The sequence below is a fragment of the Nocardioides anomalus genome (assembly GCF_011046535.1).
Lineage (GTDB): Bacteria > Actinomycetota > Actinomycetes > Propionibacteriales > Nocardioidaceae > Nocardioides > Nocardioides anomalus.
Window position 1 is genome coordinate 4,573,800 of the sequence record NZ_CP049257.1, and the last position, 14,967, is coordinate 4,588,766.

Annotated in this window: 10 protein-coding genes and 1 pseudogene; 7 read left to right on the forward strand and 4 right to left on the reverse strand. The window is 74.2% G+C overall.

All coding sequences use genetic code 11. The features are described 5' to 3' along the window. Positions 1-28 precede the first annotated feature (28 nt). The 3 genes from G5V58_RS22785 to G5V58_RS22795 form a co-directional block, all read right to left on the reverse strand. Positions 29-757 carry a hypothetical protein gene (locus tag G5V58_RS22785; protein WP_165237551.1) on the reverse strand — a complete coding sequence of 243 codons (729 nt, stop codon included), beginning with the start codon at positions 755-757 and terminating at the stop codon, positions 29-31. Continuing rightward, positions 754-3,567, reverse strand: coding sequence for a metallopeptidase domain-containing protein (locus G5V58_RS22790; RefSeq protein WP_165237553.1), 2,814 nt, complete (start codon positions 3,565-3,567; stop codon positions 754-756). Before G5V58_RS22790 ends, G5V58_RS22785 begins: the two co-directional genes overlap by 4 nt. 87 nt (positions 3,568-3,654) lie before the next feature. Continuing rightward, the gene (locus tag G5V58_RS22795) at positions 3,655-5,106 is read right to left on the reverse strand and encodes a CCA tRNA nucleotidyltransferase (RefSeq protein WP_407939645.1); all 1,452 of its coding nucleotides are present in this window, start codon (positions 5,104-5,106) and stop codon (positions 3,655-3,657) included. Positions 5,107-7,205: 2,099 nt separating this feature from the next. Between G5V58_RS22795 and G5V58_RS26780 the strand changes: the two are divergent. The 7 genes and pseudogenes from G5V58_RS26780 to trxA all read left to right on the forward strand — a co-directional run. Beyond that, positions 7,206-7,601 (forward strand): annotated as a pseudogene (locus G5V58_RS26780) (DUF6049 family protein); the annotation flags it as partial. Continuing rightward, a complete protein-coding gene (gene murJ, locus G5V58_RS22805; RefSeq protein WP_230486873.1) occupies positions 7,598-9,250 on the forward strand; it encodes a murein biosynthesis integral membrane protein MurJ in 1,653 nt (550 codons plus the stop codon). The pseudogene G5V58_RS26780 and the gene murJ, both read left to right, overlap by 4 nt. A gap of 66 nt (positions 9,251-9,316) precedes the next feature. Then, a complete protein-coding gene (locus G5V58_RS22810) occupies positions 9,317-11,137 on the forward strand; it encodes a protein kinase family protein (RefSeq protein ID WP_165237559.1) in 1,821 nt (606 codons plus the stop codon). 50 nt (positions 11,138-11,187) lie between these two features. Next, positions 11,188-11,874 (forward strand): RNA polymerase sigma factor SigM, encoded by a 687-nt coding sequence (sigM, locus tag G5V58_RS22815; RefSeq protein ID WP_165237561.1) that lies wholly within the window; start codon positions 11,188-11,190, stop codon positions 11,872-11,874. 62 nt (positions 11,875-11,936) lie between these two features. Then, complete coding sequence (locus G5V58_RS22820) at positions 11,937-12,689, forward strand: hypothetical protein (protein ID WP_165237563.1); 753 nt, start codon at positions 11,937-11,939, stop codon at positions 12,687-12,689. A gap of 64 nt (positions 12,690-12,753) precedes the next feature. Next, positions 12,754-13,800 (forward strand): thioredoxin-disulfide reductase, encoded by a 1,047-nt coding sequence (gene trxB, locus G5V58_RS22825; RefSeq protein ID WP_165237565.1) that lies wholly within the window; start codon positions 12,754-12,756, stop codon positions 13,798-13,800. A gap of 147 nt (positions 13,801-13,947) precedes the next feature. Further along, a complete protein-coding gene (gene trxA / locus G5V58_RS22830) occupies positions 13,948-14,277 on the forward strand; it encodes a thioredoxin (protein WP_329957543.1) in 330 nt (109 codons plus the stop codon). Positions 14,278-14,291: 14 nt separating this feature from the next. On the opposite strand, the gene G5V58_RS22835 is transcribed toward trxA, so the two are convergent. Next, positions 14,292-14,942 (reverse strand): GNAT family N-acetyltransferase, encoded by a 651-nt coding sequence (locus G5V58_RS22835; protein WP_165237567.1) that lies wholly within the window; start codon positions 14,940-14,942, stop codon positions 14,292-14,294. Positions 14,943-14,967: the final 25 nt, after the last annotated feature.

Sequence of the window (14,967 nt, forward strand, 5' to 3'; positions counted from 1 at the left end):
TGTGCTGTCGGGCCGTCGTGCTGTCCGCTCAGTCCCACTCGGCCCGCAGCCCGTCGAGGTCGCACGGTGCGTAGCCCCACCCGCCGAGGTAGTGCAGCCCGGCGACCATCCCGCGCTCCAGGCGGCGGTCGTAGACGAAGAAGCCACCGCTGCTGTTCACCTGGGCCGTCGCCGTGCGCTCCTCGGTCAGCGGCTCGTCCTCGTGGCGGAAGACCATCAGCACCTCTCCGCCGGTCGCCGGTGTGCCGTCGGGCTGGCGCACGACGCCCGCCGCGCCCGGCTCGGGGTAGAAGCGCACGTCCTCGATGACCGCCTTGCGCGCGGTCCGGGTCTCCACCGACGCCCCGCCCGTGCAGAACGTCGAGCAGACGCCCTGCACGTGGCCGGAGATCTCGAGCAGGTTGGTCTCGCCCCACAGCTGCTCGCGGTGGCGGTCGATGAACGTCGCGTGCGCCGGGTCGCCGTCCAGCGACTCGGTCATCACCTGGATCTCGCGGGTCTGCCGGGCCGGGATCCGCAGCCACCGGTGGTCGAGGTAGGTGCGGTAGTACGGCAGGGTCTGGCGCACCCGGGCGTAGATGACGGCCGTGGCGTCGGTCGGGTTCTCCAGCTTGATCCGGAACCGCTTGCGGGCGGCCGGCGACGCCGTCTCCGACCAGAACCGGTCGTAGTTCGACTGCGCGGTGTTGTCCCGGTCGCTGCTCTCGTGGATGTCGGGGTGGCCCGGCTCCTCGTACAGGGGCAGGTCGACGGTCACGCAGTAGTGACCGTGGGCGCCACCCAGTCGACCTCGAGCTCCCCGACGGCGCCCGCGGCGATGTCCACGGCGGCCGAGAGCCCGAGCGGCTCGGCGGTGACCGGGGGCTGGTCGGCGGCGTTGGTGGTGAGGTTCTTGACCGAGAACGTCGCGCGCACCTGCCGGGCGTCCAGGGTGCCGTGGTTGCGCACCTTGGCCACGACGCGGTTGGGCTTCCCGCCCCAGGGCACGTTGAGGAACGTCGCGTCCACGTTGCTCTTGGCGTTGCGGATCTCGATGTCCGGGCTCTGCCACAGCTTCTCGCCGTTCGGCCACGGGCGGATGGACAGCTCGGGCCGGGCGTCGGAGTCGTAGCGGATCTCCACGTCGGCGCTGTCCGCGCGGGTGGCGATGACCTTGGCCGCGAAGTCCTTGGGCGCGCCCTCGGTGAAGTCCTTCTCGCGGTAGTCCTTGCCCACGGTCAGGAACGCGCCCTCGGTGAGGACGCCGTCGGTGTCGTTCACGGCGTCGGGGTCGTCGTAGAGGCGCAGCACCATCGGACGGCTGTCGTAGTTCTGCGCCCCCAGGGGCGAGACGACGTCCGTGCCCACCACGACCTGGCCGAGGGGGAGCCCGGAGTCACCGACCGAGGCGCCCTGCCGGTTGCGGTACTCCAGGTAGTAGTTGCGCCCGTTGGCGATGCGCACCTCGACGCCGCGCACCGTGCCCGGTGGCGGGGTCGCGCTCTCGAGCGCGGCGATGGTCACCGTCTCCACCAGCGCGCCACCACCGAGCGCGGCGAAGTCGTAGGACTTCACCTGCGCCGGCTCGACCCAGCCCAGCCCCATCCGCAGCGGCAGCCCGAGGTGGGGCAGCGCGGTCTCGCGGTGCATCAGGTCCCAGTCGGCCATCGTGCGCTGGGCGTTGCCCTGGTTCATCCAGTCGTAGAGGTAGAGGTCCGGCAGGCCGAGCGTGTGTCCGAGCTCGTGGGCCAGGGTCGCGTGCAGGACCCGACCCGGTCGGACCGTCGTCCAGTTCTCCGGCATCATCAGGATCGGCAGGTTGCGCTGGCCGGTGCTGAGCGTGACCGACGGCGTGAGCTGCTGCGGCCAGACGTAGCGCCCGATGCTGACGCCCGTGGCGGGTGACACCGTGGGGTCCGGCACGTTGACGGTGCGCACCACGAACGCCACCGCGTCCACGGCGGCCAGGTCCACGACCGGCGGCCGGGGCGGGCTGGCGGAGGTCTCGGCCTGGTTGGCCTGCTCGAGCACGGAGACGAACGACGCCCAGGTGTCGGGCTTGGGGTTCCAGCGCCGCGGACGGGTGGTGCCCGGGTTCGCGGGGTCGTCCTGCGTCTCGAGCTCGAAGTAGTCGTCCCACGAGCCGGGCGCGTGCAGCGGGCCGCGCACGTCGCCGCCGGCGAGCGACATGTCGAGGCGGCCGTAGCTCACCTCGGACCAGTAGGACCGGACCGACTGGCTCACGCCGCCCACACTGACGCCGGTGGTCATGGCGTCGGACCACTCCGTGCGGATCGGCGCGAGCCCGGCGGCGTCACCGGGGTAGCCCTGGGTCGTGGTGTCGATGAGCACCACCGCGACGCGCCACTGGGGCGGCGCGGCCGGGAAGACGTCGATGTTCTGCGGCCCGCCGCCGCCCCCGCCCCAGGCCGAGCTGGGCACCCGGGCGTCGAGCGCGCCGGTCACCGTGAACGACGGGCCGGCGTCGTCGTCGGCCCAGACCCCGAGGACGTCGAAGCGGCAGCGGCCCACGACCTCCCCCGTGGGGCGGTGGGTCGCGGTCACCACGCCGGTGCCGGTGCGCCACCCACCCACGAGCAGCAGGTGCGGGTCGGCCGGGTCGAAGGTGTCGTCGCGCGAGGGGGAGACGGCGCCGAGCGACGCGTCGTCGACGGTGAGGTCGAGCTCCTCGAAGTCGAGGCCGCTGCCGGTGGGGTCGGCCCGGACCGGGGTGTTGCCGCCGATGAACAGCCCGCCGGGCTCGACCGTGAGCAGCACCGGGTCGGTCACGCCGAGCGGGAGCTCGCGCTCGAGCACGTGGTCGCCGACGGCGACGAGGAGCCGCTCGCCGTCGACGGCGGCGGCCGCGGTCACCGCGGTCGCCGCGGCCACCGCAGGGTCCGACACGGCCCGGACGACGCCGTCGGCCACGAGCCGCGTCGCTCCGGACGGGTCGACCAGGGCGGCCCAGGTCGACGAGAGCCGGGTCAGCAGCCCGCCGGTCGGCAGCGGCGACCCGGTCAGGTCGGAGACGACGCCGGTGCCCAGGTCGACCGAGCGGACGGCGAAGCCGCCCGGGACCGAGGCGAGCAGCTGGGCGGCGCTGCCGTCGGCCGCGACGGCGGCCGCGAAGGCACCGGTGGCCTCCGCCACGAGCGGGTGGACCACCGAGCCGGGCGCCGCACCCAGCTCGTAGCGGTCCAGGTGGGGCACCGGCGCCCCGTCGAGCACCACGAGGGAGGCCGGCCCCGGGCCCGACTGCACGAAGCCCAGGGAGCGGACCAGCCCCGGGGCGTCGACGAACGGCACGGCCTGGGCACGGTCGGCGCGGTCGACCTGCGCGAGCCACAGGCCGTCGGCGTCGGCGACCACGAGCTGCTTGCCGGTCGCGTCGAGGGCCAGGTGGGTCGGCGCCGACCAGCCCGTCCCGATCACGCGGGCGTCGTACACCCCCTCGTCGTCGGGTCGCAGCAGGTCGAGCAGGGTGAGCCGACCGGAGCGCTCGGCGACGACGGCGACGTGGCGAGACGCCACGCAGACCATCGCGGTGATGTCGGTGAAGCCGGTGGCGACGACGTGGTCGGCCATGGATCCCTCCCGGGGTGCGCACCCGCGGATCGGGCGTCTGTCACCAGGGAGGGCCGGGGACCTGCCCCTGATACACCGTCCGGCGGGTCAGTCCCGCCGGCTCTCCCACCAGGACCGCAGCTCGGCCGCGGCCTCCTCCTCGCTCAGGGGACCGCGGTCGAGGCGGAGCTCGAGCAGGAAGCGGTAGGCGTCGCCGACCTCGCGGCCGGGGCCGATGCCGAGCAGCGACATGATCTGATTGCCGTCCAGGTCGGGGCGGATCGCGTCGAGCTCCTCCTGCTCCTGCAGGCGGGCGATGCGGGCCTCGAGGTCGTCGTAGGTGCGGCGCAGCTGCTCGGCCTTGCGGCGGTTGCGGGTGGTGCTGTCGGCGCGGGTGAGCACGTGCAGGCGCTCCAGCTGGTCGCCGGCGTCGCGCACGTAGCGGCGCACGGCCGAGTCGGTCCACTCACCCGAGCCGTAGCCGTGGAAGCGCAGGTGCAGCTCGACGAGCTTGGCCACGGCGTCGATCTCGTCCTTGGAGAAGCGCAGTGCCTGCATCCGCTTGCGGGTGGTCTTGGCGCCGACCACGTCGTGGTGGTGGAAGGTGACCGAGCCGTCCTCGAGGAAGCGGCGGGTCCTGGGCTTGCCGACGTCGTGCATCAGCGCGGCGAAGCGGGACACGAAGTCCGGGCGCCCGCCGAGCCGGTCCTCCTGGTCGATGGCCTGCTCGAGCACGGTGAGGGTGTGCTCGTAGACGTCCTTGTGGCGGTGGTGCTCGTCGCGCTCGAGGCGCAGCGCGGGCAGCTCGGGCAGGACGTGCGCCGCGAGCCCGGTGTCGACGAGCAGGGTCAGCCCGAGGCGGGGGTACGGCGCGCAGATCAGCTTGACCAGCTCGTCGCGGACCCGCTCGGCCGAGATGATCTCGATCCGCCCGGCCATCGCGGTCATCGCCGCGACCACCTCGGGTGCGACGTCGAAGCCGAGCTGCGCGGCGAACCGCGCCGCGCGCATCATCCGCAGCGGGTCGTCGGAGAACGAGCTCTCCGGGGTCCCGGGGGTGCGGATCAGGCCCTGGGCGAGGTCGACCACGCCGCCGTACGGGTCCTCGACCACGCGGCCCGGCAGCCGCACCGCCATCGCGTTGACGGTGAAGTCGCGGCGCCCGAGGTCGCCGTCGAGGCTGTCGCCGAAGTCGACGCTCGGCTTGCGCGAGGTCGGGTCGTAGGCCTCGGAGCGGTAGGTCGTGACCTCGACCGTCCACGGCCCCTTGCGGCAGCCGATGGTGCCGAACTCGCGGCCCATGTCCCAGGTCGCCTCGCTCCACCCCTTGAGCAGCCGCTCGGTGTCGTCGGGCCGCGCCGAGGTGGTGAAGTCGAGGTCGTGGTGGGGACGACCGAGCATCGCGTCGCGCACCGGTCCGCCGACCAGGGCCAGCTCGAAGCCGGCCGCCGCGAAGACCTCGCCGAGGTCGTCGACGACGGGCGCGATCCGCTCGAGCTCGGTGACCGCGTTCTGCTGCAGCTCGACCACGGTGCGGGGCGCAGGCGGGGTCGCGGACACGGGGGTCCACTCTAGGGCGCCGAACGCCGAATCACGGACGTCGGGACCCTCAGCCCCGAGGTCTACCCTGTCGGGCATGCTCCGCCGGCTCCCGCTCCGCGCTGCCCTGGCGGCGCTGGCGGTGCCCGTCGTGGTGCCGGCCCTGCTCTCCGGACCGGCCGACGCCCGCGCGGCGGACCCCGGCTCACCCCCCGTGAGCGGCCCCGCGGCCGACCCGGCGGCGCGCCAGGCCGAGGCCCGGACCGCCTCGGCGCGACCACGGCTGGTCACCCGGCGGGCCAAGCGGCAGGCGGTGGCCCAGGCGACGGCCAAGGCCGTGGACCAGCCGCTGTCGGTGACCATCGACCAGCTGACGCCGTCGACGATCCAGGAGAGCGGCCGGATCCGGGTGTCCGGGCACATCACCAACGACGACGACGAGACCTGGCGGATGATCAACGTCTACGCCTTCATCTCCGAGGAGCCGATGACGTCGTCGGCCCAGCTCGCCGCGGCCGCGCACACGCCGGCCGACGAGGTGGTCGGTCCGCGGATCACCGAGGGCGAGCACAAGGACGAGATCGAGGAGCTCGCGCCGGGCCAGACGGCGGAGTACGACCTGAGCATCCCGCGCCGGCTGCTGCAGGCCGACACTCCGGGCGTGTACTGGTTCGGCGTGCACGCGCTCGGCGAGAACGCCGACGGCCGCGACACCGAGGCCGACGGCAAGGCCCGCACCTTCCTGCCGCTCGTGCCGCAGGCGCGGGAGGGCCGGCTGTCCACGGCGGTGGTCATCCCGCTGCGCCGCCAGCTGGTGTACGCCGACGACGGCTCGGTCGACGACCTGGCCGGCTGGACCACCGCGCTGTCCGACGGTGGCCGGCTGCGCTCCCTGGTCGACTTGGGGGCCAGCGCCGGCGACCGGGAGGTGACGTGGCTGGTCGACCCGGCACTCATCGACGCCGTGCGCCGACTGGCCGACGGCAACCCCGGCCGGTCGCTCGCGCCCAACCTGGAGGCCGGCGAGGCCGACGGCGAGGACACCCCGACCGAGGGGACGGACGGGGCCGACGGGACCGACGGGGCCGGCGACCCCACGACCACCGCCACCCCGACGCCGGAGCCGAGCCCGACGCCGTCGGCGACCGACGACGAGGGCGGCGAGAGCCCGCTCGACCTCGACGCCCTCGACCCCGTCGTCCAGGCCGCGGCAGACGCGGCCCAGGACTGGCTGACCCGCCTCGACGGTGCCGTGCGCCCCGAGGACCAGGTGCTGACGCTGCCGTACGGCGACGTGGACGTCGCGGGCGCGGCCGCCCACGACCCGCAGCTGCTGCGCCGGGCGGTGGCCCGGTCGGGGAACGCGCTGCCCGGCCTCGACCTCACCACCACGCCGGCGTACGCCTCACCCGGCGGCTACCTGACGGCGCAGGGGATCGCCGCGGCCGAGCCCGGCACCACGATCCTGCTGACCGACGCGATGTTCCCCGGTCCGGCGCCGGGCGTGGCCGTCGTCGACGGGCACCGCGCCCTGGTCGCCTCCAGCGGCGCGGCCGCCGGCGGGCCGGGCCCGGACACCCGGACCGGGCCGACCGCGATGCGCCAGCGGCTGCTGGCCGAGGCGGCGGTGCGCTTCCTGCGCGGTGGCGACGAGCCGCTGACCATGGTCGTCCCGCACGACTGGAACCCGACCGACGCCTCCTCGTACTTCAGCGGCCTCGACGTGCCCTGGCTCGACCTGACCCGCGTCGACCAGATCAGCGCCACCCACGCGGCGCAGACCGTGGACAGCAGCACGTTGCGCTACCCCGGGTGGCAGCAGGAGGCCGAGCTCGACCAGCCGGGCTTCGACGCCGCGGACGCGCTGATCCGCAGCGGCTCGATGCTGCAGAACCTGCTCACGCTCAACAACGTGGTCGCCGGGACCGTCGCGGACGAGGCGCTCGGCACCGTGTCCTACTCCGCGCGCACCAGCCCCATCGTCAACCGCGCCTCGGCCGACGGCAGCCGGCGCTGGATCGAGGAGCGGCTCGGCCGGGTCCGGGTGAGCGCACCCCCCCGCGGTCACGCTCTCCAGCGACAGCGGCCGGTTCTACGCCACCGTCGTCAACGGCCTCGACCAGCCCGTCACCGTCGCGCTGGACGCCGACTCCGACGACCGGCTGAGCATCCGCGGGCCGCAGGTCGTCGACGTCGGCGCCGGCAAGCGGGCCTCGGTGCTGCTCACCGCGCGCACCGACGAGAACGGCGTGCACGACGTCTCGATCATGGTCACCGACAAGCGCGGCAGCCCGCTCGGCGCCCGGACCGACCTGAAGATCCGCTCGGCGCAGGTGAGCAACGTGATCTGGCTGTTCATCGGCATCGGCGCCGCGCTGCTGTTCGGCGCGATCGGCGTGCGGCTCTACCGCCGCATCCGCGACGCCCGGCGCGCCCCGCGCAGCACGAGCACCCCGGACGGCACCGCGGCCGAGCGCGACCCTGAGCCCGAGCCCGCCGGGGCCGGTCGCCGGTGACCGGGGCGCGTGCGGAGGACAGCCCGAAGCAGGCGGCCGAGTCCTCGCTGCTGAGCAGCAGCGCCGTGATGGCGGCCGGTACGGCGGTCTCGCGCTTCAGCGGGCTGATCCGGGCGGTGCTGCTCTCGGCCGCGCTCGGCGCCGGCGCGCACGCCGACGTCTTCACGGTGTCCAACACCCTGCCCAACGCGCTCTACATCCTGCTGGCCGGCGGCGTCTTCAACGCCGTGCTCGTCCCGCAGCTGGTCCGCGCGCTGCGCCACGACCCCGACCGCGGCGACGCCTACACCAGCCGCGTGGTCACCGCGGCCGGGCTGTTCCTGCTCGCGGTGACCGTCCTGCTGGTCGTGGCCGCGCCCCTGCTCGTGCGGGTGGTGACCCACGGCTACGAGGGCGCGGTCTACGACTCCGCCGTCGCCTTCACCCGCTACTGCCTGCCGCAGGTCTTCTTCTACGGGATGTTCGTGCTGGTGGGGCAGATCCTCAACGCCCGCGGCTCGTTCGGCCCGATGATGTGGGCGCCGATCGCCAACAACGTCCTCTCGGTCGCGGTGATCCTGCTCTACCTCCTGGCCTACGGTCCCGCGGAGGGCGCCGAGCGGCAGGGCGGCTTCACCGGCGGGCAGGAGCTGCTGCTCGGCGTCGGCTCGACGCTCGGCATCGCGCTGCAGCTGCTCATCCTGGTGCCCTACCTGCGCCGCGCCGGCTTCCGCTACCGGCCGCGCTTCGACCTGCGCGGCACCGGGCTGGGCCACACCCTGCGCCTCGGCGTGTGGACGGTGCTGTTCGTGATCGTCAACCAGGTGGCCTACGTCGTCGTGCAGCGCCTGGCCACCGGCGGTGCGGTCGACGGCGGCACCGGCGCCACGGTCTACGCCAACAGCTTCCTCGTGGTGATGGTGCCGCACTCGATCGTGACGGTCTCGCTGGCCACCGCGGTGCTGCCGCGGCTCTCGGCGCGCGCGGCCGACGGCGACCTCCCGGGGCTCGCCGGCTCGCTGTCCACGACCCTGCGCACCGCGCTCGTGGTCATCGTCCCGTTCGTGGCGCTGCTGCCGGTGCTGGCGCCCGACCTGGCGCGGGTCATCTTCGCCAACGGCGCCGCGGCCGACGTCGGCGTCGAGGCCTACCGCCCGACCCTGTCGCTGTTCGGTCTCGGCATCCTCTTCTTCACCGTGCACTACCTGGTGCTGCGCGGCTTCTACTCCCTCGAGCTCAACCGCACGGTCTTCTTCGTGCAGTGCGCGGTGGCCGCCACCAACATCGTGGCCGCCGTCGTCCTGGTCGGCCTCACCTCGGCCGACCACACCGCGCCGGCCCTGGTCGTGGCCTACGCCGCGGCGTACCTCGTCGGCTCGGCGGTCTCCTACGCGCTGCTCGCCCGCCGGCTCGGTGGGCTGCGCACGCGGCGGCTGGTGGTCTTCGCCGGTCGGCTGATCGTGGCCACCGGCCTGGCGACGGCGCTGACCTTCCCGGTGGCGCGGGTCCTCGACGGGCTGGCCGAGGACCCCGGGCTGGTCGTGGCCGCCGTGCGCCTGCTCAGCGTCGGCGCCCTCGACGTCCTGCTGTTCCTCGTCGCCGCCCGGCTGCTGCGCCTGGACGAGGTGCGCGACGTGGTCACCACGCTCCTGCGCCGAGGACGGGGCTGACCGGCGCCGGGCCGGAATACAGTGGGGCTCTCGGGGACAGCATCGTCAAGCGACGACGAGGGGACAGTGCCGTACGCCACCCGGGCCGGCGACGTGCTCGCCGACCGGTACCGTCTGGTCGACCTGCTGAGCGAGAGCGGGGGCGGCCGGTTCTGGCGTGCCCACGACCGGATCCTGGAGCGGCACGTCGCGCTGCACGTGATCGGCGCCGACGACCCGCGGGCCGGCCTGCTGCAGGACGCCGCCCGTCGCTCGGCCACCGTGCTCGACCAGCGGATCCTGCGCGTGCTCGACGTCGAGCGGCGCGGCGACCACTGCTTCGTGGTCAACGAGTGGGGCTCGGGCACCTCGCTCGACATCATGCTGGCCAGCAACGGCCCGCTCTCCCCTCGCCGCGGGGCGTGGCTGGTGGCCGAGGTCGCCGACTCCATCGCGGCCGCGCACGCCCACGGCGTCGCCCACGGCCTGCTGTCGCCCGAGAACGTCCTGCTCGACACGGCCGGCTCGGTCAAGATCATCGGCTTCTGCGTCGACGCCGCCCTGCACGGGCTGCCGCCCGGTGACCCGCAGCACGACGTGCTCGACCTGGCCGGACTGCTGTACGCCACGCTCACCGGGCGCTGGGCCGGCGCCTCCCCGTCGCACGTGCCCCGGGGGCCCGAGGCGCACGGGCGGGTGCTGCGGCCGCGGCAGGTCCGGGCCGGCGTACCGCGACCGCTCGACGACCTGTGCGACGAGCTGCTCAACCCGCGTGGCCAGCGGGTCCGCGACGTGCGCGACCTGGCCAGCGCGCGGGGCGTGCAGAGCTTCCTGTCCGACTTCGTGGGCGACCCGGCCGGGCTCGGCCCGGCGATCGCGGCCGGCAACCCCGAGAAGAACGAGACGGTCGTCCTGCCCGCGGTGCCCGAGATCCTGGCCCGGCCGCACCCCGACGACTTCGTCGCGCCGGAGCCCGAGCCCGAGCCGGAACCCGAGCCGGAACCCGAGCCCGAGCCCGAGCAGCCCACCGAGGCCGGGCTGCCGATCTTCGACGACGAGAGCGACGAGGTCTCCTGGCTGCGCGCGCGCTCGACGCCTCCGGCCCCGCCGCCGCCGTTCGAGGAGCCGCCGGAGCGCCCGCTCTTCGCCGCGGAGGCCCGGCGCCCGCGCTTCCCGCGGGCCGACGAGGGGCCGGTGGTCTCACGCGGGGACGAGTACTGGCCCTTCGACCGCGCCGCGACCGGCGAGGGACCGGCGGCACTGCTCGACGACGACACCCGCGAGCAGGTGCCCGGGCGCAACTGGATGCGGCTGGCCATGCTCGTCGCGGTCGCCGTGGTCCTGCTCGTCGCGGTGGCCATCACCGTCAACCTCAGCCGCGGCAAGACCCCGCTGGGGGCCGATCCCGACGACGGACCCGACCCCACGCCCTCGGCCACGCCGACCCCGACGCCGACCGTCGAGCCCACGCCGTTCCCCGGGCTGAGCGCCGCCGACTTCGACCCCCAGGGGGACCGCGAGGAGAACCCCCAGGAGGCCGGCCTGGCGGTGGACGGCGACCCCGCGACGTCCTGGCAGACCCTCACCTACAAGCAGCAGCTCGGCCCGGTGGGCCTCAAGCGCGGGGTCGGCCTCGTGCTCGACCTCGGGGAGGCCCGCGCGGTGCGCCGGGTCCAGCTGACCCTGGTCGGCGCGCCGACCACGCTGTCGGTCTACGTCACCGGCACGGCACCCGGCGACGTCGAGCGGCTCAGCCCCGTCGGCCAGCTCACGGCCGCCACCGACACCGCCACCGTCGACCTGGACCGCGCGAGCACCGGTCGCTACGTCACGGTCTGGCTCACCGCCCTGCCGCAGGTCAGCGGTGGCTGGAAGGGCGGCGTCGCGGAGGCCGTGGTCTCGGGCTGAGTCCCAGGTGGACCACCCCTTCGTGGGACCATGTCCTACGTGGAGGTCGCATGAGCGCCCAGGCTGGGGCCGAGCCGACCGACCACGACCTGCTGCGGGCCCACGTCGACGGCGACCCGGATGCGTTCGGGGTGCTGTTCCGCCGGCACCGCGACCGGCTGTGGGCGGTCGCGCTGCGGACCATGGGCAACCCCGAGGACGCCGCGGACGGCTTGCAGGACGGCATGATCTCGGCGTACCGGCGGGCGGGCTCGTTCCGCGGCGACGCGGCGGTGACCACCTGGCTGCACCGGGTCGTCGTGAACGCCTGCCTGGACCGGATCCGCGCGGCCAAGGTGCGCCGCGCCGAGCCGCTGCCCGAGGACCTCGACGACTTCGGCGACCGGGGGTCGCTGGTCACGGCGACCAGCGAGACCTCGGACCCGGCCGACGCTGCGGTGGTCCAGGAGCGGCGCCGGCTGGTCCTCTCCGCGCTCGAGCAGCTGCCCGCGGACCAGCGGGCCGCGCTGGTCCTGGTCGACATGGAGGGCTACCCGGTCGCGGAGGTGGCCGAGATGCTCGACTGCGCAGTGGGCACCGTGAAGTCGCGGTGCTCGCGCGGGCGCGCGCGACTGGCCACCCTGCTCGGCGACCTGCGGGCCGGTGGTGACGCGGAGCACGCGGGGCCGGGGAACCCCGTCGACCTGTCCCCCGTCCGATCTGCGGAGGCGCCGCGCGCCCCGCCCGATCCCGGCTGACTCCCCGCCCAGCCAGCCAGACAGCCAGTCCGTCCGAGCCTCGAGAGGAGGCGTGCCCGTCCGTGAGTGATCCCGACCTCACGCCCGAGCAGGAGCAGCGCGTACGCCGCCTGCTCGCCGAGGCACGCCACGACGAGCCCGTCCCCGACGACGTCGCCGCCCGCCTGGACCGGGTGCTGGCCGGCCTGGCCGCGGAGGACCCGTCCGCCGGGCCGGACGCCCAGCTCGCCCCGGTCGTCGACCTGGCCGCGCGCCGGCGCCGCCGCAACGCCGCGGCCCTGCTGGCCGGCGCCGCGGCCGTCATCATCGGCGGGTTCGCGGTCGCCCAGGTCATCCACGTGGACGACGACGACGCGAGCTCGGCCGGCTCCGACGCCGGCAGCTCGCTCACCTCCCAGCGCGGCACCGACGACTCCGACGACTCGGCGGCCGACGCCTCGGGCAGCGGCGGCGGTGGGGGCAACGCCTCGCCGAGTCCGAGCCAGGGGGTCGCGCCCGGGGCGCCCGAGGCCGCGCGCACGCCGCTCGAGCTGAGCGCCGGCTCGCTGGCCACCGACGTGACCGAGCAGCTCCCCAAGCGGGGTCTCGACAGCGCGGAGGCGCTGCCGGGGCGCAGCCCGAGCACGCCCGGCTTCCCCTGCGCGACCAGCGCCCCCGCGTCGGCGTACGGCCTCGGCGACCTCTACCCGGCCTACTACGACGGCATCCCTGCGGTGCTCGCGCTGCGACCCCCGGAGGGCTCGAGCCAACGCGCCGACGTCCTGGACTGCGCGACCGCGACCGAGCTGGACAGCGCGGAGCTGCCGGCGCCCTGACGGGGGAATCTCCCTGACCTATCGTGGGTTGTGTCTTGACCGACGACAACAGGAGTGGTTCAGCGTGGCAGAGCCCCGCAACGTCATCATCATCGGCTCCGGCCCCACCGGCTACACCTCTGCGGTGTACGCCGCCCGAGCGAACCTGCAGCCCTTGGTCTTCGAGGGCTCGGTGACCGCCGGCGGTGCGCTGATGAACACCACCGAGGTCGAGAACTTCCCCGGCTTCCGCGACGGCATCATGGGTCCGGCCCTGATGGACGAGATGCGCGCCCAGGCCGAGCGGTTCGGCGCCGAGCTCGTCCCCGACGACGTGGTCGAGGTCGACCTCACCGGCGACGTCAAGGTCGTCAAGACGTCAACGGAGACCTACACCGCCAAGGCCGTGATCCTGGCCATGGGCTCGGGCTACCGCAAGCTCGGGCTGCCCCGCGAGGACGAGCTGTCCGGGCGCGGCGTGTCGTGGTGTGCGACCTGTGACGGCTTCTTCTTCCGCGAGCAGCACATCGCCGTGGTCGGCGGTGGCGACTCCGCGATCGAGGAGGCGACGTTCCTGACCCGCTTCGGCTCCAAGGTGTCGCTGATCGTGCGCCGCGACGAGCTGCGGGCCTCCAAGATCATGCAGGAGCGTGCCTTCGACGACCCGAAGCTGGAGATCGTGTGGAACTCCGCGGTCGCCGAGATCAACGGTGCCGACCGGCTGGAGTCGCTGACCCTGGAGGACACCGTCACCGGTGAGCGCCGGCAGCTGGACGCGACCGGGCTGTTCATCGCCATCGGTCACGACCCGCGCTCGGAGCTGCTGACCGGCCAGGTCGACACCGACGACAACGGCTACGTCGTGGTCGAGCACCCCTCGACCCGCACCAACCTGATCGGCGTCTTCGCGGCCGGCGACCTGGTCGACCACCAGTACCGCCAGGCCATCACCGCCGCCGGCACCGGCTGCGCCGCCGCGCTGGACGCGGAGCGCTACCTGGCCGAGCTCGAGCACACCGGCGATGCACGGGAGGCCCAGCACCGGGCCGACGCCGAGGTCGCCGACGACCCGGACGCCGCGATGGCGGCCGGCGAGGTCGTGGTCGAGGAAGCACAGACCGCCGGCGCCTGAGCCGGCTGACGGCCTCCTCCGGGCTCGCGGGCCCCACGCGTGGCGTGGGAACACCCGCGCCCGGCGTGGTGTTCACTGCTGTGACCCGGGCCGATCCCGGGTGCAGCGAGCCAGGCTTCAAGCTGAACTCAACCGAGAGGAACTCCCTTGAGCAACATCGACAGCGTGACCGACGCCGAGTTCGACACCCAGGTCCTCAAGTCCGACAAGCCGGTGCTGGTCGACTTCTGGGCCGAGTGGTGCGGGCCGTGCAAGCAGGTCGCGCCGATCCTGGACGAGATCGCGGGCCAGCACGGCGACAAGATCACCTTCTTGAAGATGAACGTCGACGAGAACCCCGTCACCCCTTCGTCGTACCGCGTCACCGGCATCCCGACGATCAACGTCTACCAGGGCGGCGAGGTCGTGAAGTCCATCGTCGGTGCCCGCCCCAAGGCGGCACTGCTCAACGAGCTCTCCGACTACATCAACGCCTGAGACCCCCGGCTGGTCTAGTTCAGGTCCGAGCGGCCCATCCTGCCTTCGGCGGGGTGGGCCGCTTTCGGTCGCACGACGCCCACGAGCCGCTCGAGCGCGGCCTCGACCTCGTCCTTGAGCGAGAGGGCGGCGCGCAGCTCCATCCGCATCCGCGGGGTCGCGCCGTGCGCGCGCTGGGTCTTGAAGCCCACGCTCCCCAGGAAGTCCGCGGGCACCACGCAGCTGCGCCGCGCGCCCGGCCCGCGGGTGTCGCCGAAGGCCTCGACGGCCTTGAAGCCGCCGCGCTTGATCAGGTCGCGCGCCATCCCCTGCACGAGCATCCGGCCGAGCCCGCCGCCGGCGTGGTCGGGGTGCACCCAGACGTTGGTGAGCAGCACGGCGTCCGGCGAGATCGGCGCGGTCGCGAACCCGCCCGCGCCGGGCAGGTAGCTGTCCGGCGCGTAGATCAGGTAGCCGACCGGCCGGTCGTCGACCAGCACGACGCGCCCGCACGACCCCCAGTCGCGCAGCACCTGCGAGACCCACGCCTCGCGTTCGGCCGCCGCGTCCTCCGCGCCGACCCGGTCGCGGGCGACCGGGTCGAGCTGCCAGAACAGGCAGGTGCGGCACGGTCCCTCGAGCTCGGCCAGGTGGTCCACCGTGAGCCGGACGACCTTGCGCGACATGTCCCCAGCGTAGGCGCGCGGCGTA

What these genes read in the sequence shown, in the direction of transcription:
- sigM (WP_165237561.1), top strand. Translation starts at nt 11,188, where the DNA reads ATGAGCGCCCAGGCTGGGGCCGAGCCGACCGACCACGACCTGCTGCGG.
- G5V58_RS22835 (WP_165237567.1), bottom strand. Translation starts at nt 14,942, where the DNA reads ATGTCGCGCAAGGTCGTCCGGCTCACGGTGGACCACCTGGCCGAGCTC.
- G5V58_RS22790 (WP_165237553.1), bottom strand. Translation starts at nt 3,567, where the DNA reads ATGGCCGACCACGTCGTCGCCACCGGCTTCACCGACATCACCGCGATG.